Annotated in this window: 18 protein-coding genes; 1 reads left to right on the top strand and 17 read right to left on the bottom strand. The window is 52.8% G+C overall.

Going from position 1 to position 20,656, the window contains the following annotated elements; translation table 11 throughout:
* Positions 1-422 precede the first annotated feature (422 nt).
* Positions 423-1,343: a restriction endonuclease gene (locus ACWHYD_RS02285; protein ID WP_447964326.1), complete on the top strand. Its 921-nt coding sequence runs from the start codon at positions 423-425 to the stop codon at positions 1,341-1,343.
* 616 nt (positions 1,344-1,959) lie between these two features.
* Here the strand turns inward: ACWHYD_RS02285 and ACWHYD_RS02280 are convergent.
* The 17 genes from ACWHYD_RS02280 to ACWHYD_RS02200 all read right to left on the bottom strand — a co-directional run bounded on the left by ACWHYD_RS02280 (position 1,960) and on the right by ACWHYD_RS02200 (position 20,653).
* Positions 1,960-3,060 (bottom strand): serine hydrolase domain-containing protein, encoded by a 1,101-nt coding sequence (locus ACWHYD_RS02280; protein WP_447964325.1) that lies wholly within the window; start codon positions 3,058-3,060, stop codon positions 1,960-1,962.
* 24 nt (positions 3,061-3,084) lie between these two features.
* Positions 3,085-3,603, bottom strand: a complete 519-nt coding sequence (locus ACWHYD_RS02275) for a DivIVA domain-containing protein (protein ID WP_447964324.1) — start codon at positions 3,601-3,603, stop codon at positions 3,085-3,087.
* Positions 3,604-3,626: 23 nt separating this feature from the next.
* On the bottom strand, positions 3,627-3,926 hold the full coding sequence (locus tag ACWHYD_RS02270; protein ID WP_447964323.1) for a YggT family protein: 300 nt from the start codon (positions 3,924-3,926) through the stop codon (positions 3,627-3,629).
* A 29-nt stretch (positions 3,927-3,955) separates the two neighbouring features.
* Positions 3,956-4,696 carry a YggS family pyridoxal phosphate-dependent enzyme gene (locus tag ACWHYD_RS02265; protein WP_447964322.1) on the bottom strand — a complete coding sequence of 247 codons (741 nt, stop codon included), beginning with the start codon at positions 4,694-4,696 and terminating at the stop codon, positions 3,956-3,958.
* A 223-nt stretch (positions 4,697-4,919) separates the two neighbouring features.
* On the bottom strand, positions 4,920-5,675 hold the full coding sequence (pgeF, locus tag ACWHYD_RS02260; RefSeq protein WP_447964321.1) for a peptidoglycan editing factor PgeF: 756 nt from the start codon (positions 5,673-5,675) through the stop codon (positions 4,920-4,922).
* Positions 5,676-5,679: 4 nt separating this feature from the next.
* Entirely contained in the window at positions 5,680-6,885 is a 1,206-nt protein-coding gene (gene ftsZ, locus ACWHYD_RS02255) for a cell division protein FtsZ (protein WP_447964320.1), read from the bottom strand.
* 112 nt (positions 6,886-6,997) lie between these two features.
* On the bottom strand, positions 6,998-8,251 hold the full coding sequence (gene ftsA / locus ACWHYD_RS02250) for a cell division protein FtsA (RefSeq protein WP_447964319.1): 1,254 nt from the start codon (positions 8,249-8,251) through the stop codon (positions 6,998-7,000).
* Between the two features lie 3 nt (positions 8,252-8,254).
* Positions 8,255-9,004: a cell division protein FtsQ/DivIB gene (locus ACWHYD_RS02245; protein WP_447964318.1), complete on the bottom strand. Its 750-nt coding sequence runs from the start codon at positions 9,002-9,004 to the stop codon at positions 8,255-8,257.
* Between the two features lie 68 nt (positions 9,005-9,072).
* A complete protein-coding gene (locus tag ACWHYD_RS02240) occupies positions 9,073-10,134 on the bottom strand; it encodes a D-alanine--D-alanine ligase family protein (RefSeq protein WP_447964317.1) in 1,062 nt (353 codons plus the stop codon).
* Positions 10,121-11,041, bottom strand: a complete 921-nt coding sequence (gene murB / locus ACWHYD_RS02235) for a UDP-N-acetylmuramate dehydrogenase (protein WP_447964316.1) — start codon at positions 11,039-11,041, stop codon at positions 10,121-10,123. Before murB ends, ACWHYD_RS02240 begins: the two co-directional genes overlap by 14 nt.
* A 38-nt stretch (positions 11,042-11,079) precedes the next feature.
* Positions 11,080-12,459 (bottom strand): UDP-N-acetylmuramate--L-alanine ligase, encoded by a 1,380-nt coding sequence (murC, locus tag ACWHYD_RS02230; RefSeq protein WP_447964315.1) that lies wholly within the window; start codon positions 12,457-12,459, stop codon positions 11,080-11,082.
* A 322-nt stretch (positions 12,460-12,781) separates the two neighbouring features.
* Positions 12,782-13,870: an undecaprenyldiphospho-muramoylpentapeptide beta-N-acetylglucosaminyltransferase gene (gene murG / locus ACWHYD_RS02225; RefSeq protein ID WP_447964314.1), complete on the bottom strand. Its 1,089-nt coding sequence runs from the start codon at positions 13,868-13,870 to the stop codon at positions 12,782-12,784.
* 17 nt (positions 13,871-13,887) lie between these two features.
* Positions 13,888-15,066, bottom strand: coding sequence for a putative lipid II flippase FtsW (gene ftsW / locus ACWHYD_RS02220; protein ID WP_447964313.1), 1,179 nt, complete (start codon positions 15,064-15,066; stop codon positions 13,888-13,890).
* Entirely contained in the window at positions 15,067-16,473 is a 1,407-nt protein-coding gene (murD, locus tag ACWHYD_RS02215; RefSeq protein WP_447964312.1) for a UDP-N-acetylmuramoyl-L-alanine--D-glutamate ligase, read from the bottom strand.
* Positions 16,474-16,504: 31 nt separating this feature from the next.
* Positions 16,505-17,581 (bottom strand): phospho-N-acetylmuramoyl-pentapeptide-transferase, encoded by a 1,077-nt coding sequence (gene mraY / locus ACWHYD_RS02210; RefSeq protein WP_447964311.1) that lies wholly within the window; start codon positions 17,579-17,581, stop codon positions 16,505-16,507.
* Positions 17,582-17,710: 129 nt separating this feature from the next.
* A complete protein-coding gene (locus ACWHYD_RS02205; RefSeq protein ID WP_447964310.1) occupies positions 17,711-19,126 on the bottom strand; it encodes a UDP-N-acetylmuramoyl-tripeptide--D-alanyl-D-alanine ligase in 1,416 nt (471 codons plus the stop codon).
* 15 nt (positions 19,127-19,141) lie between these two features.
* Positions 19,142-20,653 (bottom strand): UDP-N-acetylmuramoyl-L-alanyl-D-glutamate--2,6-diaminopimelate ligase, encoded by a 1,512-nt coding sequence (locus ACWHYD_RS02200; protein ID WP_447964309.1) that lies wholly within the window; start codon positions 20,651-20,653, stop codon positions 19,142-19,144.
* Between the last annotated feature and the right edge of the window lie 3 nt (positions 20,654-20,656).

Here is a 20,656-nt window from a genome sequence, read left to right as displayed (position 1 = left end):
AGAGCGAGTTAGCCCGCCCTCCAAATTCTTGCGTTCGCCCTATCTGATGTGGCCAGGCTGGGTGTCATTGGTTTTGGCTACTTTTGCCGAAACAAAAGTAGCTCGGCTGCCGGGCCGAAACCCGGCAACCCTCGTAAAGGCCAATCATTTGACTTAGACCTTCAGTTGACTAAAATTATCCACACAGCTATCCCAGGGAATTAGTTGGAGTTAATGTCCTTCGGAATAGGCGGGTACTCGCTGTCCGCTGTTCCATGAACAGTGCGATTGAATCTTTAATATCCCTCTATCAAATGAAAATATGTTCTTCGGCCTCAAAGACTGCCTAAGGAAACCTAGCTGAGAGGAATCTGTGGAAGCCGAAACCGATTTGCGGATCGGCTTAATACCGACGTTATATTAAAAAAGGAAAGCTAAGATTCATGGCAATTCCAGATTACCAAACACTCATGCTTCCGGTTTTAAAGCTGGCATCGGATGGCAAGGAACACAAATTCAGCCAGGCGGTCGAAGAGCTAGCTGATGAATTTCACCTTACAACAGGAGAAAGAAACGAACTTCTTCCCAGTGGGAGTCAGGCCGTTTTTAATAATCGAGTAGGCTGGGCACGCTCTTACCTGAAACAGGCTGGCTTGCTCGCATCTCCTAAACGCGGATTTTTTACCATCACACCAAAAGGCACGGATTTACTTGCAACCAATCCACCAAGAATAAATGCATCTACCCTTGAGAAATATCCCGAATTTATCGAATTTAGAAACCGGAAAAAGGAAAAAAGCGAAAATGAATCAGAAATAGTGCACTCATTTGAACAGGAATCAACCCTCACCCCAGAAGACGCCCTGGCATCTGCATACAATAAACTCAGTTCAGCTCTTGAGTCTGAAATACTGAGCTCTGTTAAAGAAGCGTCTCCGTCATTCTTTGAGCGTGTGGTAGTGGATCTACTCGTAAAAATGGGATATGGCGGCAACCGACAAGATGCGGGTAGAGCTCTCGGCAAGAGCGGCGATGGTGGCATAGATGGCATTATCAACGAAGACCGTCTGGGGCTGGATGTCATATACATTCAAGCCAAACGGTGGGAAGGTGTGGTTGGTCGTCCTGAAATTCAAAAATTTGCTGGGGCGTTACAGGGACAACGTGCCCGAAAAGGTGTATTCATTACCACATCATCTTTTACAAAAGAAGCAAAAGAATATGCCTCGGTTATCGATTCAAAAATCATTCTGATTGATGGGGAGCATCTTTCCAAGCTGATGGCCGAACATAATGTCGGGGTTTCAACAGTCGGACAGTACGAGGTCAAAAAACTGGATTCCGACTATTTTGACAATGAATAATGCCAAACCATCGCATATATTCGGACGAGGCTTAATTCAGGTCTAGCCATTCAAAAAAACTTCCAAAGCATCATTGTCAGCATGATTACCTTACTTCCTTTTCACTGACGCCTGCTGTTCGACCCTATGGGCGGACGCTCTTCAAACATTGGCGGACCTTGTTTGAGCGGAGCGAGTTGGTCCGCCCTCCTATTTCTCGCGTCCGCTTAATCTGATGAGGCCGAACTGGGCGTCATTGGTTTTGGCTACTTTTGCCGAAACAAAAGTGGCTCGGCTGCCGGGCCGAAACCCGGCAATGCCCAAATATGCCAATTATTCCAGTGAGTAGAATATTGTGCTCGAACACGTCGGAATATATTTGGAGGGACGATACAACCATTCATGGAGTACACCCCAATCCCTGCAACCCTCCACCACCTTTTCAACGACGCCTTCTGACTGGCCCAGGGCGACCGCTCTCATCCCCTGGCGGGCCTTGTTTGAGCCCTGCGAGTTGGCCCGCCCTCCGAAAGCTCGCGATCGCCCTATCCGATCCAGCCAGGCAGGGCGTCACTGGTTTTGGCTACTTTTGCCGAAACAAAAGTGGCTCGGCTGCCGGGCCGAAACCCGGCAAGTATTACCCCAATCCCTGAATAATCGCATCATGAAGTTTGGGACGAAAGGCTTTGATGGCTTGATTGTTTCGGGTGGGATGAACACGATTGGAAAGAAAAATAACTTCCAAGTCACGAATGGGGTCGATCCAGATACTCGTGCCCGTAAACCCCAGATGGCCAAATGATTCCGGGGAAAACCACTGGCCGGAGGAAGAGGGTTGAGAGGGCGTATCCCAGCCTAAGGCCCAACTGGTTCCAGGTTGGGCTGTCACAAACTGTTTGACCAGGTGAGGATCGAATAACCCGGGGTTGCCTTTGTACCCTTCCAGCCAGACGTGGGTGATCTGCCCTACTGCTTCGGCTGTTCCAAAAAGTCCCGCGTGTCCGGCAATGCCCCCAAGCGCGAACGCATTTTCATCATGCACCTCACCCTGCAGAAGACGCCCACGCCATGAATCCTGTTCAGTGGGTGCGCACCCAGCAATTGATGAGTCCAAGGTTGCCGCCGCGGTCGGCCCTCGATAACCGAGAGGGCTCGCATGCAAGGGAACAAAAATCCGACTCCGACAAAAATCAGCCAATGATTGATTCGTGATCCGTTCCACGATAAACCCGAGCACCATATAACCCAAATCACTGTAGACGCTTTTGGAGTGTGCCACAGCTTCTATCGGTTCCTTGAGGATTACCTCCAGAAATGCCCTGGCTCGTTTATGACGGGATGGGCCATCTGAGGGAAGAGCAGGAGGAAAGGCCTGGTAAAACGGACGCCATGCCGGGAGACCGCTTTGATGGGAGAGCACATCCTTGAGACGCACCCGGCCTAATGGAAAGTTCCTGGTTTCCAGGAGCCACGTGTCGATGGACGTTGATAGATCCAGCAGTCCATCTTGCACCAGGAGCAGAATGGCCGACGCGGTTGCTAGAGGTTTTGTGAGAGAAGCGAGGTCGTAGATGGTCTGAAGTTGGACGGGATGAGCATCAGGAAGACCGGAGGTGAGACCAACAGCATGATGTACCCGAAGATAGCCCTGGTGACGAACGAACAGGACCGCACCCGGAAACACCTGCGCGTGAATTCCTTCAAGGAGGATACGCACGATAGGATCGGTCTGATCCACAATGTAATGATGAGATCGAAACGTCTAGCCTGCTTCCCGATGGGAGGCCCGCTCTGCACTCATTTCCGGCTCGCCTTCTCCTTCAAACGAGGCCTCCGGTCGCTCTTCAATTTCTACTAAACGATGGAAGGAGCTCAAGGTCAACCGCAAGCGATCCAACACAAGCGCCCGCTGCTGTTTGAGTGTCGAAATCATTCGACGCATTTCGGCGAGTTCGGCCCGACTTTGCGCCAGAATTTCTTCGGCTTTCAACTCCGCCTCTTTCACCAAAAGATCCGCATCCCGTTGGGCCCCATGCTTAAGTTGATCGACAAAGGATTGGGTGGAAATAAGCGTACTGGTCAGGGTGGTTTCCGCTCGTTTGAGTTGTCCCACTTCATCATCCTTCCCGGATAATTTCTCCTTGAGCACCAGGTTGTCCTTGGTGAGTTCCTCAACCGACTCGGCGATTTCTTCTAGAAATTGGTCCACCTGTGTCTTGTGATAGCCTCGCCATTGGGTATCAAAGACTTTATGCTGGATGTCCAAGGGTGTAATTTTCATCACGACTCCTTTCCCCTCACCGGCTAGTGCATTCTGAAGGCAAGATCCTTTAAAGATGCTACCACGGCAATTTGGAAAAACATAATAATAAGGATAGCAATGATCGGAGATAAATCAAATCCCATTCCCAGCATGCCGACTCGCCGCCGAATTTGAGAAAGGACCGGCTCCGTCACTCTTTCTAAAAACTGGACAATGGGGTTCCAGGGATCAGGATTCACCCAGGAAATCAAGGCTCGAATAATGATGACCCACATAAAGATCCATAAAATCGTATCCAGGATGGTCGCAATCGCCTGTAGAATATTTCCTGCAATAAACATGTTTCTCCTTTACCGCTATACCAGTCGAATCATCCCGCTGTGCCGGGACTAACCGCTTTCCCTCGACTTCCAAAAATAGCCGTCCCGATCCGAACCATGGTTGCCCCTTCTTCTATCGCAATCTCGTAGTCATGAGACATGCCCATGGACAATTCGGTCATCCGTACACGACTCCATGTCTGTCGAGCCAATCGATCTCGTAACCGACTGACTTGTATAAAATAAGGGCGAACGTCTTCAGGATTTTCCTGCCAGGGCGGAAGCGTCATGAGTCCCTGAATCTCGACGTGAGGGAGCCGGTCTAAGTCCTCCATCCTTGCTTCCACCTCCTGTGAGGTAAATCCTCCCTTGCTGGCTTCCTCACCTGCATTCACTTCCAGTAACACGGCTTGTTGAATCCCGAGCTTTTCAGCCACGCCATTAATTCTCTCGGCCTGTTCCAGACTTTCCACAGAATGCAGCAACGAAAAATTCCCGACAAGGTCTTTGAGTTTCCGACGTTGCATCCGACCAATGAAGTGCCAGACTAATTCTTCCCGTGGCCCCAGAACCTCCCGTTTTTCCTGAGCCTCCTGGAGCCGGTTTTCTCCAAATATTCGTACGCCAGCCCTATACGCTTCGTCTAAATTGACCGCGGGAACGGTTTTGGTCGCCGCCACCAGCCGAACTCCGGAAGGATCTCGCCCGACACGAAGGGCGGCCTGCCGGATATTCTCCTTGATCATCTGAATCGTATGGGTAATGGAGTGAGAAACGTGGTCATCCTTCAACGAGAATACCGGTGACTTTTCATATGACTTCTATTGTAAACGGGATTGCCGCTTGAGTCACGGACAAGAATAAAACCCCTACCTGGACTAAGAAGAAGACGTTTTCTCCTTACTGCACTCCGCCAGATATGGAGGCCAAGATGGAGCGAAGCGCCCAGGATGGGTCAGCGATGCTTCCCCTCACCATAGGAAGTCTCACTCCTCCCCCAAACGGGATCAATCCTTATGCGGCAGGCAACATAATTCCACTACACATGGTCCCATTCACCTGCCCCTCCCGCCTGTAGGAATAAAAGAGATCGTCCCGACAATGGGTGCAATGGTCTACCCGTCCAATCTGAGAGTCAGGAACGCCACCGGCTCGGATCTGGTGATAGATCAGTTGCTTGAGGTCTAAGACCCCTTTGCCTTCGTGAGTTTCTTGAAGCACCCCGGGCCATGCGGGATACCGGCTTCGCAACGGGTTAATGACCTGTTCATCGACTTCGTAACAACACGGTCCGATAGAGGGACCGATCGCCAGATGCATGTGCTCCGGCTTTGCCCCGAATTCATCCACACAAGCCCGAATGGTTTCTGCCACGATGCCGGCCACTGCGCCACGCCATCCGGCATGAATGGCCGCAACGACGCCCCTGGCCTTCTCAACCAGCAGCACAGGGACACAATCCGCCGTGCGCACGACTACCAGGGTCTCAGGTTGATTGGTGACTAACGCGTCCCCTTCGGTCTGCTCCAATGCCCCCAGTCCCCTATGGGGTCGGATGACGACCACCCGGGTACTATGGATTTGCTTGAGCGAGACAATAGCGGGAAATTCCTTCGGCCCACTCACAAGGTGCCCGAGTTGGATATGGGTATGTAACCCTGCCGGTGTACTCCTGGTCCCGAAGAAATGCCGGACGGGGATCACATGACTCGTGAATCCGTCATCGGATACTCCGGTCCCCACTGGCAGGGGACGTTTCTCGGCGCTCATGAGATTAGTTGTCGGCCTTCCTCCGTAAAAACGTCGGCACGTCCCAATCATCATCCACCAACAGGCCGTTCTTTTCCGGAATCGGCCTGGCAGCCGTCTGTCGTCGCAGGTAGGTGGGGCGGTCAAGATCCTCAGATCCGTTTGAACCGTTGCTCCCCCCATTTTCAGTAGGCACCGCTACCAATGCGGGTTTTTTAACAGGCTCTACCACGAGAGTCGGTTGATGTGCACTCGGAAACCGCAGGACCGACTCGGCTTGTTCGAATCCGGTGGCAATGACCGTCACAGTCAATTCATCCCCCAGGTCGGGATTAATGACCTGGCCAACAATGATATTGGCCTGAGGATCCGCCGCTTCCCGGGCAATGTTGGACGCTTCGTTCACTTCATGCAACGTGAGATTGGGCCCGCCCGTAATATTCAACAACAACCCTCGAGCCCCTTCCACGCTTCCATCTTCCAGTAAGGGACTGGCAATGGCTTGTCTGGCCGCATCGCCGGCTCGCGTCGGACCCCGACCCGTTCCCATCCCCATCACCGCTCGGCCCGAATAGCCCATGACAGTTCGTACATCGGCAAAATCCACATTGACCAAACCCGGAGTGGTAATGACATCCGATATCCCCTGAATGGCCTGACGCAGCACATCGTCGGCAATTTTGAACGCTTCCACAAGCGGAGTATTTTTATCAACCATTCCAAGAAGTTTCTGGTTGGGGATGATCAAGAGAGAATCCACGTGTTTTTTTAATTCACGGATTCCTTCTTCGGCAAAACTTGTCCGCCGGTTTCCTTCATATTGAAAGGGTTTGGTCACGACCCCCACCGTGAGAATTCCCAACTCTTTGGCAATTTTTGCGGCAACAGGAGCACCGCCCGTGCCCGTGCCACCTCCCATGCCTGCCGTGACAAATACCATATCCGCGCCTTCCAGGGCCTCACGGATTTGGTGTTCACTTTCCAATGCCGACTCTTTTCCAACCTCAGGCTTGGCACCTGCCCCCAAACCCCGCGTCCGCTCCGGCCCCAATTGGATTTTATACGATGCAAGCGAGCGGCCCAGGGCCTGCAGATCGGTATTGGCCACGACAAATTCTACCCGGCTTAAGCCGGCTTCAATCATGGTGTTGACCGCGTTGCATCCGGCTCCTCCGACACCCACAACTTTGATGTTAATGCCAGACTCCTCCTCCTCAGACAGTGAAAACATACGACTCCTCCTTTCTACCACTCCCCTGATAACCCGTGGGGACATTTGATTAATGGGTCAAATTGACTCACGAAGTAGGCACGGATACATGATCCCCCTTTCTTGTCATGAATTAAAAAAAGTTCATGATCCATCCCTTCATTTTACCGACCACCCCACCGGCCCAACGTCCGGATTTTTTGCCTTTGCCGGCCCCTGGTCCCACGAGTTCAAACTCATTTTCGTGACTGACCGAATGGACAATGAGCCCCACAGCGGTGGAGTAGCTCGGGTTACTCACAATTTCCCGCAGACCTTCCACTCCAATTGGCCGACCTAACCGCACCGAAAGGTTGAGCACATGTTCCGCCACCTCGGCCATGCCCGGAAGCAGGGAGGTCCCGCCCGTCAATACTCCTCCTGCCACCAACATGCCTTCATACCCGGCACGACGGATTTCGCGAAGCACGAGTTCGAACATTTCTTCCACCCGTGGAGAAAGGATTTGAGCCACTAACGCTCGAGGCATAACCCGCGGCGGCCGTCCTCCGACACTCGGCACTTCGATGCCTTCGTCCTCATTCACAAAAAGACTGCTGGCCACCCCATATTTCAATTTAATTTTTTCGGCTTCCTCCGGCGCGGTTTTTAAGCCCATCGCCAGATCCCCGGTGAGATGGCTCCCCCCGATGGGGAGGACCGCCGAATGCCTGATACAGCCCTCGACGAAGATCGCGATATCGGTGGTTCCGCCTCCGATATCCACCATCACGACTCCCAGGTCCTTCTCTTCAGCTGTCAGCACAGCAGCACTGGAGGCTAACGGTTGCAACACAATATCGACGACATCCAATCCCGCCCGGCTGACACACCGGATAAGATTTTGCGCTGAGGTCACCGCTCCCGTCACAATATGCACATCGACTTCCAAGCGCGATCCTGCAATGCCTAATGGATCGCGAATCCCCTCCTGATCATCCACAATAAATTCCCGCGGAAGCACATGAAGAATTTGGCGGTCCGGAGCCGGAACGGCGCAGGCTCGAGCGGTATCAACGGCGCGCCGGACATCCGCCTTGGTCACTTCCCGTTTTTTCAGAGCCACCACGCCTTGCGCACTTTCACTCCCGATATGGCTTCCTGCAATCCCCGTATACACGGAATTGATTTGGACCGCCGACATCAATTCTGCTTCCTCCACGGCTCGCTTGATGGATTCCACGGTACTTTCCATGTTGACGACCATGCCTTTTCTCAACCCGTTCGAGCGATGGGAGCCCACCCCGATCACATGAATGGAGCGATCATCCTGGATTTCCCCCACCACTGCACAAATTTTTGTGGTTCCGATGTCCAGTCCCACGACGATGTGTTCTTTTTTGGTCATGTCCTATAGTGTCCTCTTGCGAAAAATGACTTTCTGAGCAAATCGCAAATCCACTTCTTGCGACCGACCTTCAATTTTATCCTTCACGGTGGGATACAACACCAAAAATCGCTGCCACTGGTCCTCTACCTCACGACCGAATTGAAACCGGACATTGGGAAGATCCACGACCGTCGTATGAGGCTGAGACACATCTATCCGTGGTCTTCCCGAAAACTGCTGAGACAGCAATTCCGCAATGTGAATGCCCTGCTTGGCGCGTCGATGGCCCTCATCTTCATGTTGGGTCATAAATTTCGAGGTCACCCCATCAACAATGGGCAATGTCGTCCCCGCCACCGCCTTCCCTTTCGGCAACAGATACCCTTCTGCATCCAGAAAATAGGGTTCGGTTGGTGACCCAAATACCGCGGCGGGCTGACGCTCAGTCACCTGGACTACCAGGGAATGGGGAAACACCCGCTCAAAGGCGACCGACCCAATCCAGGGATGGGAATCCAACCGGGTCGCGAGCAGTTCCGGATCCACAGAAAACAAACTGGTTTGTGGCGGCAAATCCAGCCTCGTCAGAATTTCATCACGCGTGACTCGATCCAAACCCACAACAGTAATCTGTTGGATTTCCGTCCACTCATCGGCCCATCGGATCACCTGTCGTCCTCCCACCAGCACCACCACGATAAGACAGGCCAGGACACCTCCGATCACGACACGCCGGACCTTCAAGGCGGTCGATGAAGTTTTCGCTTTCACCGGTCCTCCTATTTTTTTGAGGGGCCGGTTTTTTCGAGGCCGTTTCGCGTTCAAAGATTCTCTTCCTATCATGACGCAGATTTCCTTGTCGTCTTGGCTTTCCTGACAGACGCCTCCATCTTTTTCGGAAAGAGGGCGTCACGCAATATCCGTTCAACCAGATCATCATAGTCCCACCCGATCTGTGCTGCTGCCATGGGGAGCAAACTCCGTTCGGTCATGCCGGGGATGGTGTTTAACTCGAGGATATACGGACGTCCGTTGGTATGAATGCGAAAATCAATTCGAGCAGCACCTCGACACCCTAACGCCTGATAGGCACGAAGACTGTAATCACGAAGAGCAGCTTCCAGTTTTGAAGAAAGAGAAGCCGGACACACATAACGGGTTGGAGCTTTTCCATATTTTGCCGTAAAATCGTAAAACCCTCCGGGCACAATGATTTCCACGCCGGGTAACACCTCGTTGCCAAAGACGCCCACCGCCACTTCCCGGCCGGGAATATATTTCTCCACCACCGCCTGCTCTCCAAATTGATAGGCTTTCTGCAAGGCCTGTTTCCATTGAGAGGGCTTGCGCACGATTGAGACACCAAACGTCGATCCCTCTGCGCAAGGCTTCACCACAATAGGCAAACCTAATGTGGCAGGTGGACGAACCGGGATCATTTTTCCGGATAAGGTCATACCTGGCGGGACGGGGACCTTGGCCGCTTGAAGGACCACCCGCGTCAATCCCTTGTCCATGCAGACGGCACTGGCACTCACCCCCGATCCGGTGTACGGCATCTTCATCACCTCCAACATCCCTTGAACCGTGCCATCCTCACCTCCCGGTCCATGTAAGGCCAGAAAGGCGACCGAAATTTTCTTAGCCCGGATCTGATGCGGCAATGAGGCATCGACTTCAATAGGGATCACCGTATATCCACGACGGGTCAACGCATCACAGATCGAACGCCCGGTCTTGAGCGAAATCTCTCTTTCAGCTGATGATCCACCCATCAGTACACCGATTCGCAAAGATTTCTGTGTCATCATTCCCTGTTTTTTCACCTTGTGATAAGCCTTCCACTCTGACTGAATCGCTTCTTCACCACCATCAAGCCTGGCATCTCTACGATTCTCCAATAATTTTCCATTCAAGCTGAAGACGCACCCCAAATTTCCTCGCCACGGTTTGTCGAACTTTTCGAATCAATGCCAGTACCTGGTCAGCGGTGGCCGTTCCTCTATTCACAATAAAATTGGCATGTTTGGTCGACACTTCGGCATCACCAACCCGCACGCCCTTTAATCCTGCCGCTTCGACTAACCGTCCGGCAGAATCTCCAGGCGGGTTTTTAAAGACCGACCCGGCATTGGGAAGAGTTAACGGTTGTGTCTCCCGCCTGTACTGCAGATAGGTTTTGGTTTTCGCTTCAACCTGCTCTTTCACCGAGAGAGCCAACTGGACCCACGCCCCTACAACGATACCTTTGGGGAGGGTCGCCTTCCGATAGGCAAATGAAATGTTGGACGCCTCGATCCGTACGCGATGCCCACGCAGATTCACCAAATCGACGCCTTTCAAGACCTCCTGCATTTCCCCCAACCGTGTTCCGGCATTCATCACCACACCTCCACCCACGGTTCCGGGAATCCCCGCCGCCCACTCCATTCCGGACAAATGATGCCCCACCGCAAATTGCATCAACCGGGGCAACCGCACACCCGCCTGGGCATACACCACGTGGCCGTCTTCCTCCTGCAACCCGGTTAATTGTTTCAATTGCATCACAATGCCTCTAATCCCTTTATCACGAACAACAACATTTGTTCCGCCTAACACCACCAAGGGAATTCCTTCCGTTCGAGCCCCTAGGACCACGCGAATGACATCTTCCACATCCGAGGGAAAGACCAGCACATCCGCAGGACCTCCCACTTGCAACGACAGAAGTGGCGCCAACGGTTCGTTCCAGCAGACTTCTCCCTGCACATGCTGCACGGCTCGTTGAAGCCGTTTCGCTGTCCATTTTGGTCGGCCGGTCTTCACCTCTCCGTCCTTCGATATTCATGACTCACCACACTCGCTTACAACGATTCCAACACTTCGGTTCCGACTTTCCAAACATCTCCCGCCCCCAGAGTTAACAGCACATCGCCATCACGGAGCTCCTCACGCAATTTGGAGATCAATCCCGAGTCACGATTGAGCCATTGGACGGAAGGGTGCCCAGAGGCGCGAATGGTATCGGCCATCATCTGCCCGTTGATTCCGGGAATCGGCGTCTCACCGGCCGGATAGATATCCATGACATACACGCGATCCGCCTGTTCGAACGCCTTGGAAAACTCGTCCGCAAGATCCCTGGTTCTGGTAAATCGATGGGGCTGAAACACGACGATCAACGGGCGCTGCCAGGCGGCCCGCGCAGCCGCCAAGGTGGCACGGATTTCCGTAGGATGGTGTCCATAATCGTCCACCACCACAATGCCGTTTTTTTCTCCACGAATCTGGAACCGTCGTTCAACCCCTGCAAAGGCCGCCAACCCTGCCCGGATCAAATCCGCCGGCACATCCAATTCCAAGGCCACCCCAATGGCCGCTAATGCATTCGACACGTTATGCACACCCGGAATGCGAATGCGGAAGGGGCCAAGTTTTTGGTCCCGGTAATGCGCCCGGAATTCCACACCCATGGATTTGGTTTCAATTTCCGTCGCATACAAATCAGAAGTCAGCGCACCCGAAAAATCACTCATGCCATACGTGTGATATCGCTTCACCACCCGAGGCAGGAGCTTGCGAATCCAGGGATCATCGGCACAAACAATCGCCACCCCGTAAAAAGGAATCTTATTGATGAATTCTAAAAACGCCTCTTGAAGACCTTCCATGTTCCCGTAATGATCGAGGTGTTCCCGGTCGATATTCGTGACGACCACGATGGAGGGTGATAACCGCAAAAACGATCCGTCACTCTCATCAGCTTCCGCAATCAGCAGATCACTCCTGCCCAATCGCGCATGGGTACCCATGGCATTCACTTTTCCTCCAATCACGAATGTGGGGTCGAGGCCGGCTTGGGCCAGAATCGAGGCGACCATCGACGTCGTGGTGGTTTTTCCATGAGCCCCGGCAATGGCAATCCCGAACTTCAATCGCATCAGTTCTGCCAGCATTTCCGCTCGTGGAATGACGGGAATCACCTTGGCCCGGGCCGCACGAATTTCCGGGTTGGACCCGGCAATGGCCGAGGACACCACCACCACTTGCGCTCCTTCCACATTCGATTCCTTATGCCCGATAAACACCGTCCCCCCTAATTCCTCTAACCGGCGTATCGTGTCGGACACCCCCACATCGGAGCCGGTCACCTTATACCCTAAGGTGAGGAGAACCTCTGCGATGCCACTCATTCCACTTCCCCCGATACCAACTAAATGAATGTGCTGAATTTTTCGAAACATAATGTTTTAGACTTCCAGAGTTGAAGAGAGGATAACCGGAGACGGTCACTTGATGTATCCACCGCGGTGAACACATGGTCTGTAGGTCTGGACGTATGGTCTCAATACCGATTCGGCCTACCGGACTCGCAACGCTACCATAGGCCTTTCTCATGACATGACGACCCTGGGCATTCCAGACATTGACCTCGCAGGACATGCTCTTCATTCCCTGTAAGAGTCCCTCCCCATTAAAGATTGAAGATACTCACGCAATGCTTTCTACTTTGACCCTGTTACGTATTCATCCTTGTGGACATATTTCCTCATCATGTCTGTGGTATTACGACGCGACCGGACGCCCCACCAGCGAGAGGCATTCACCCACCATCTGCTCTGTAGCATGGATTTTCCTGAGTGCCCAACTTCGTCCAGCCATTTCCTGTAACCGGGGAATATCCGAGATCCATTGTTCAATTTCTTCCGCCAGCCGCTGCCCGGTGAGGTCGGATTGCAGCAGCACTCGAGCCGCTCCGGCCGCTTCCATGGACCTGGCATTCATTTCCTGATGATTGTGTGTCGCCTGGGGAAAGGGAATCAGGATTCCGACTTTTCCACATGCTGATAACTCAGCCAATGTGCTAGCCCCCGCACGACAGACGATGAGATCCGCTTTGGCAAGTTCCTGAGGCATATCAAAGAGAAAAGGGCGGACATCCACCTGAACGCCCAATTGTGCATAGCCGGCCTTGACCCGTTCGAAATCGTCCGCGCCGGTCTGATGGGTGATCGTCACCTGCTCCCGCAGCCTGGATGAACATTCCACAGCATTCAGCATGGCAGAATTAATCGCCCGCGCCCCTTGGCTCCCGCCAAAAATCAACAGGTGTGAGATCTTCTGCGGAGGAACAGGAGGACGTTCCAATGCAAAAGCCTTTCGAATAGGTGTACCAATGACCTTGACCTTTGATGACGAGAAAAAAGGCTTCGCGCTGTCAAAAGCCAGAAAAATTCTGTCGGCCAAAGGACCCAATACGCGATTGGCCAATCCCGGCATGGCATTCGGTTCCAGCAAGACCCTGGGAATGTTCAGCAACCAGGCCGCCACGACGACGGGAGGACTGAAATACCCACCCGTCCCAATAACCAGATCGGCATGGTGACCTCGGAGAATCCTGACCGCACGCCACAACGAATTCGGGAGCAGAATGAGAGAACGCAACCTGCCAACGACCCCTCGCCCCACAAAACCTTCTACCGTGATCGGTTCAAACCCGAACCCTTCTTTCCCCAGAATTTCTCCCTCTAAAGACTTTCCCGTTCCGACAAACACAATGCTTCCCCCGGGATCATGCTGTTGAAATTCTTTCGCATACGCGATAGCCGGAAACATATGACCTCCCGTTCCACCCGCAGCAATGACAACCCGCATTACACTATTCTCTTCACTTAAGGACCTGCTCGTCCCTGTCGGGCCACACTCAGCAAAATTCCAAGAGCTAACATCGTAACCAGAAGCGACGACCCCCCATAACTGACCAGGGGAAGCGTGAGACCTTTGGTCGGCAACAGCCCACTCACGACACCCGCATTGATCAGAGCCTGAATACCCAGTAGCATGGTGATCCCCAAGGCGAGGTATCGCCCAAATAAATCTGGTGCCAGAGCCGCGACCCGAAAGCCTTTACACACCAATATGGCAAACAAAGCCAGAAGGCCGCAGGTTCCAACGAGCCCCAACTCTTCTCCCACCAGGGCCAACACGAAATCGGTATGGCCCTCGGGAAGAAACATCAATTTTTGTTTGCCCTGCCCAAGACCGACACCAAATAATCCCCCATTTTCCAACGCCAGGATGGACTGGACCAGTTGGTAGCCTGCACCTTGGCGGTCCGCAAAAGGATTTAAAAATGTCGTCATCCGTTCCCATCGTTCAGGACTCATCCAGATGAGAGAGCCCACACCCACAATCATCGGCACCCCTAAATACCCCAGGTGACTGATTCGCGCGCCGGCCAGATACATCATGCCGACGAATACCAGACCGATGACGACGGTACTCCCCAAATCCGGCTCGACGACAATGAGCCCACATATCATGCCTACCATCGCCACCGGAGGAAGAAACCCTCGTTGCCAATCAGTGACTCGCCGTTGAGGATTGGAGAGAAATGCCGCGAGATACAGCACAACAGCCAGCTTGGCCATTTCCGTGGGTTGAATGGAAAAAAATCCAAGTGCAAGCCATCGTCGAGCACCATTTATTTGAGGGCCCACAGCCAGAACCAGCAGTAAACCTACGACACATCCTCCGACAACCATGGGAATCCATTGCTTCCACTGGCGATAGTCGATCAGGGACCCGATCAGCAGAACGCTAAATCCCAGCACCATCCATACGATCTGTCGTTGGAGATAATAGGTGGCATTGGTAAATTTATTTTCCGCCATGACTCCACTGGCACTAAACACCATGACCAACCCCCCAAGGGACAAAGCCAGGGTTATTCCCACAATCAGAGGATCGATCCGCTTGGAGCCGACACCCAGATTTCTCGGGAACAGATCCGCCCATGCCCGGGAATCCACATGAGAGTTTTTACGCCGCAAGATGGCTGGGATGCCCATTTATTGAAGTTCTCCGACAACCCGCTTAAATTCAAGTCCTCGATGATGATAATTCCGAAACATATCGAAACTGGCGCACGCCGGGGAAAACAACACCACATCCCCCCTGGACGCGAAGGCCACGGCCTGGGACACCGCATCCGTCAGGCTGGTTGCAAGGGCTACCGGCGGTCCGATCTGATCAAACGCTTTGAGGATTTTTTGAGTGGCTTCTCCCATAATCACCACTCCCTTAACCTGCCGTGTCATTCTGTCAACCAACTGCGAAAAATCACCGCCTTTGTCTTTTCCACCAAGAATCAGAATTAAAGGTTCCTGAAAGCTCTGTAAGGCTTTGAGGGTGGCGTCCACATTGGTGCCTTTCGAATCATTGACGAATGTGATCCCCTGCCACTCCCGAACCACCTCCAAGGCATGCTCAAAGGTCGGGGTAGTCTGAAGGGCACGGACCATATCCTCTGCTGAACATCCACAGAGAAGTCCGATCCCCATTGCCGCCATGGCATTCGCGACATTATGGTCCCCCCGCATCGGAAGGGCGTCGCGTGAAGCCAACAACAAATCCTCTCCATGCATCCTGGCCTTAATATCGCCTCCTTCGAGATAGACACCCTGTTCCACTTTTTTGGTGAGACTGAATTCACAAATGCCTGACCGTGCCGACAAGGCCATGGTTCTCACCACAGGATCGTCCGCATTAATCAGCGCCCAATCCTGAATCGTCTGGTTTTCAAAAATACGCTCTTTTGCAGCCTGATAGTCTTCCTGAGTGGGATGTCGATCCAGATGATCGGGCGTCACATTTAACAATGCGGCAATCCAGGGCCGAAACCGCTGAATAGTTTCTAATTGGAAGCTTGAAACTTCTGCAACAATGTACTCATAGTCGGGCGTAGAAGACGGGTTCGTGCGCTTGGGCACCGCCTCGCATAACGGAATACCAAGATTTCCGCCCACAAATGCCCGCTTCCCGCTTTGTTGAAGGATCGATCCAATCAGACGTACCGTGGTACTTTTCCCATTGGTCCCGGTCACGGCAATGATGGGAGCACGAAGAAACCATCCAGCTAATTCCATTTCCCCAATAATGGGGATGCCCCGTTGGCCAATCTCATTGAGAAGACGATGGTCCTTGGGGACTCCTGGACTGACGACCAGGAGTTCGAGATCCCTCAACCCGTCGGCGACTTCATCCCCCCGAAACACCTGAGCACCTCGAAGGCCATATGCGGCCGATGTGGACTCAAAATCCTGAATTGTGTGTTCTTCGACAATCGTCACCCTTGCGCCAACGTCCAGAAGGAGATCGGCAGCCGCCCTGCCGCTTCGTCCGAGACCAAACACCGTGACACGCTTATTTGGCCAATTCACAATGGGAAACACGGGAGGGACTTTCACGGCTTCCATGGCTCCACAGGGCTCCACAACAATCCTCTGATTAGCGTAGTTTCAATGTGCTAATGCTTAAGAGGCCCAAAATGATCGCAATGATCCACAAACGCACAACCACTTTGGGTTCTTCCCATCCCTTCAATTCAAAATGATGGTGCAACGGCGCCATAAGGAAAATTCGCTTCCCCCTGGACTTAAACGATGCCACCTGAAAAATCACCGACACCGCCTCCATCACAAAGACTCCGCCAACCAGGATCAATAACAATTCATGCTTGCACACCACTGCCACCGTCCCCAAGGCGGCACCAAGGGGTAAGGATCCCACATCGCCCATGAAGACGGATGCCGGATAGGTGTTAAACCAGAGAAAACCCAATCCCGCTCCGACAATAGAGGCCGTCAGAATGGCGAGTTCCCCCGCTCCTTCGATATGAGGGACAAGGAGATATCCTGAAACCAATTTATTTCCAACGGCCCAGGCCACCACGGTATAGGCCATGGAAGAAATAATGACCGGTCCGACGGCCAGCCCATCCAACCCGTCAGTGAGGTTCACCGCATTTGAACACCCCACAATGACCAGAATGGCAAAGGGGATATAGAGCACTCCTAAATCCGGAGTGAAGGATTTAAAGAACGGCACACTGAGTTCCGTGGAATAGCCAGGAGAGAGATAAAAAAACATCCCAATGCCCAACGCCACTCCTACCTGCCCAACAATTTTTTGTGTGGCCGTTAATCCCTTGGATTGGCCCCGTAATATTTTAATGTAATCATCCACAAATCCGATCAGCCCGAAACCCACCAGCGACAAGAGAACCAACCAGACATAGAAATTGGTGATATCCGCCCATAACACGGTTGAGAGCAACACCGAAAAGATGATGAGCAGGCCTCCCATCGTCGGGGTTCCGGATTTTCCAAGATGGGATTGCGGGCCATCAGTCCGGATTTTTTGCCCCAGTTTCAATGTTTGCAATTTTTTGATCATGGGAGGAGCAAGGAAAAACACAATCAGGAAGGCGGTCACCGCCGCATAAATAATGCGGAAACTGAGATAGCGAAACACATTGAAGATGGCAAATTCGGTATGAAGGGGATACAGCCATAAATACAGCATTAGGATTTACTTTCTTCGGGGAGAGGGAAAGAAGGCTCCGCCCGGATATCGTTGCTCATGTATCATTTCAGTAGACATTTCACTATCGGAGACCCCTTTGGCCATGGCATCCGGCCCGATCCAGGCAGGCTATGACCCAGGACGGACGGCGTCGAGCACCCGTTCCATTTTTGCGCCACGAGAGGCCTTAATGAGCACGGCATCGCCACGCTTCACCATTGTTTTCAGCAAGGCTCCGGCTTCCATGGCATCCCTGACCACGGACACCTGAGTGGGTCCGTGCACGTTTTGAACACCTTCGGACATGTTGTGTCCAAACGCCCCACAGGCAATTAAATGGGTCACATGGAGTTTTGCCGCCTCGCGTCCAATTTCCTGATGAAACTGAGCTTCTTTAGGACCCAACTCAAGCATGTCCCCCAATACGGCTATGGTCCTACGAGTGGAATTCAGACCAACCAGCGACTCCAAGGCCACTTTGACTGAAGCCGGGTTGGCGTTATAACAGTCGTAGAGATACAGCACTCCACCCCACCGGCGAATTTCCGACCGCATCGGAGCTGGGCGAAATTTATGTAATCCAGAAACAATGTCATCGCCCGACAACCCCATGGCACAGCCTACTGCCGCGCCAGCCAGAGCATTCGCAATATTGTGCGGGCCCATGATTCGGACACTCGCCCGCTTGGCCAATTTACGATGAGGTAAGAACAGGCGAAATGCCGTTCGCCGGCCGTTCCATTCCGAGTCGGCCGCACGAACATCCGCCTGGGCCGAGAACCCAAATGAGATCACAGGGCATTTTGCCTTCCGGGAAAACTTTTCAAAATATCGGTCGTCCGCATTCAGGATTGCCCCACCATCACTTTGAGGAAGCCAATCCAATAATTCAGCCTTCGATATCGCCGACCTGGCCATCGTGCCATAGAATTCCAAATGGTCGGGACCGACATTGGTGATCACCCCTGCGGTCGGTCTGGTCATGTCACACAATTGGGTGGTCTGTCCCACTTGATCCACCCCCATTTCAATCACCGCAGCCTGATGTCCGGCGTGAAGGCCCAGGAGGGTCCTGGGTACGCCGATGGCATTATTAAAATTCTCCTGCGTTTTATGAACGCGCCAGCGGGTCGCCAGGACTTGATACACCATTTCCTTCGTCGTGGTTTTTCCATTGCTGCCGGTAATGGCCACCACAGGGATTGAAAAGCGCAACCGATGATATCTGGCTAAGCCCTGATAGGCTCGCAGAGTATTTTTTACCTCCACCACCATGACGGGACCCAAGCCAGCCCGACGCACCTGCGTCAACATCTCTCCGGCCCGCGCCTCTTCAACAATCACTCCTCGGGCTCCAAGTTTGCAGGCCGTTTTCACAAAATCATGGCCATCGAATTTCTCCCCTTTCAAGGCCAGAAACAGATCGCCGGATTTAATCTCCCGCGAATCAGTTTGCACTCGAAGCATTTTTCGTTTCTGGGCTCCCTGGAGGATCAGCTTTCCCTCAGTCGCATCGAGCACTTCGTCTATCTCAAAAGCTGCCATATCGGGTGGTCTGAGCTACCTGGAACTCATCTGTCGTTGGATCGCCTTCCTGGCTTCTTCACGATCATCAAAATGAATTTTCTGAGTGCCAAGAATTTGGTAGTCTTCATGCCCCTTCCCTGCTATCAACAACAGATCTCCTCCCTTGGCTTCTGACACTGCGGCATGAATGGCTTCGGCTCGATCGGCGATGATCTGATACGAACACCGTTCTTCCGGACGCAGAGCTTTAATCCCCTGTTCGATTTGAGTCAGGATTGTGTGAGGATTTTCCGTTCGTGGATTATCGGACGTAACGATCACCACATCGCTGTGTCGTGCCGCAACCTGCCCCATCTTGGGTCTTTTCCCGGCATCCCGATCGCCCCCACAGCCAAACACGGTAATGATTCGTCCTTCTGTAATAGCCTTTGCCGCTCGAAGCAACCGATACAGGGCATCTTCGGTATGGGCGTAATCCACGACGACCGTAAATGGTTGGCCTTCATTGATCCGTTCAAATCGTCCAGGAACATTCGCCACTGACTGCACGGCTTGTTCAATCATCGGAACCGTCATGCCCATTTCCAGTGCAATCCCGATGGCCGCCAACATATTAGACACATTATGCTCGCCCACCAATTGGCTCTTGATCGTCAACAGGCCATGGGGACTGTTCACCTGAAAGTCCGTTCCTCCCATGGAGAGACGGATGGCTTCCGCTCTGATGTCTGCGTGGGCATGGAGCCCATAGGTCCAAGTTGGAATCGAACAATGTTGGAGAATTAGTGGCCCCCGTTCATCATCCGCATTGACAAGGGCTCGTTTGGGGCGGGTCTTCTGTCCGCTATCGACGCATTCTGTAAATAAGCGGAGTTTGGCCTGAAAATAGTCATCCAATGTGTGATGAAAATCTAAATGGTCTTGCGTCAGATTGGTAAACACGACTATGTCGAATTCACAACCGGCTATCCGATCTAAAGCCAACGCATGGGAAGAAACTTCCATGACCGCGGCATCCGACCCGGCATTCACCATGGCCTTTAACATGTCCTGTAGCTCGACAGAAGCAGGGGTGGTATGTGACGCCGCACGATGTTCGGTCCCGAACACATAGCCTACCGTTCCCAACAGCCCCACACGATGTCCTTGAGCTTCCAGCAGGGATTTGGCTAAATACGTCACCGTCGTTTTGCCATTCGTCCCCGTGACTCCCACCATGTGCAGATGGGCAGAAGGCAGACCGGACAATTTTGCCGCCAACAAACCCAACGCCTTTCGAGAGTTTTTCACTTTAATGAGAGCTGTCGCGCCTCCTACCAGTGGGGCATGCCTCTCAAAGTCCTCTTCCACCACCACACCAACAGCCCCTTGTTGTTGAGCCTGTCTCACAAACTGATGCCCATCATAGTGCTCCCCTTTGATTGCCACAAATACCGAACCAGGCTTTACTTGCCGGGAGTCTTCGGTAATGGACAGAACCTCAGGCTGAAGATCTCCTTCACTTAGCACCATATCCAATGAGGCAAGAAGCTCTCGTAGCGTCACAGG

It is taken from the genome of Nitrospira sp. Ecomares 2.1 (assembly GCF_965152585.1).
Note: the sequence above shows the minus strand (reverse complement) of the source record. Positions and strands in the feature narration are given on the sequence as shown.

Excerpts from the sequence above, each read along its gene's own strand:
- ACWHYD_RS02205 (WP_447964310.1), bottom strand. The coding sequence starts at position 19,126 with ATGGCAGCTTTTGAGATAGACGAAGTGCTCGATGCGACTGAGGGAAAG.
- mraY (WP_447964311.1), bottom strand. The coding sequence starts at position 17,581 with ATGCTGTATTTATGGCTGTATCCCCTTCATACCGAATTTGCCATCTTC.
- ftsZ (WP_447964320.1), bottom strand. The coding sequence starts at position 6,885 with ATGTTTTCACTGTCTGAGGAGGAGGAGTCTGGCATTAACATCAAAGTT.
- murG (WP_447964314.1), bottom strand. The coding sequence starts at position 13,870 with ATGCGGGTTGTCATTGCTGCGGGTGGAACGGGAGGTCATATGTTTCCG.
- murD (WP_447964312.1), bottom strand. The coding sequence starts at position 16,473 with ATGGAAGCCGTGAAAGTCCCTCCCGTGTTTCCCATTGTGAATTGGCCA.
- ftsW (WP_447964313.1), bottom strand. The coding sequence starts at position 15,066 with ATGGGCATCCCAGCCATCTTGCGGCGTAAAAACTCTCATGTGGATTCC.
- ACWHYD_RS02275 (WP_447964324.1), bottom strand. The coding sequence starts at position 3,603 with ATGAAAATTACACCCTTGGACATCCAGCATAAAGTCTTTGATACCCAA.
- ACWHYD_RS02285 (WP_447964326.1), top strand. The coding sequence starts at position 423 with ATGGCAATTCCAGATTACCAAACACTCATGCTTCCGGTTTTAAAGCTG.
- ACWHYD_RS02270 (WP_447964323.1), bottom strand. The coding sequence starts at position 3,926 with ATGTTTATTGCAGGAAATATTCTACAGGCGATTGCGACCATCCTGGAT.
- ftsA (WP_447964319.1), bottom strand. The coding sequence starts at position 8,251 with ATGACCAAAAAAGAACACATCGTCGTGGGACTGGACATCGGAACCACA.
- murC (WP_447964315.1), bottom strand. The coding sequence starts at position 12,459 with ATGTTTCGAAAAATTCAGCACATTCATTTAGTTGGTATCGGGGGAAGT.
- pgeF (WP_447964321.1), bottom strand. The coding sequence starts at position 5,675 with ATGAGCGCCGAGAAACGTCCCCTGCCAGTGGGGACCGGAGTATCCGAT.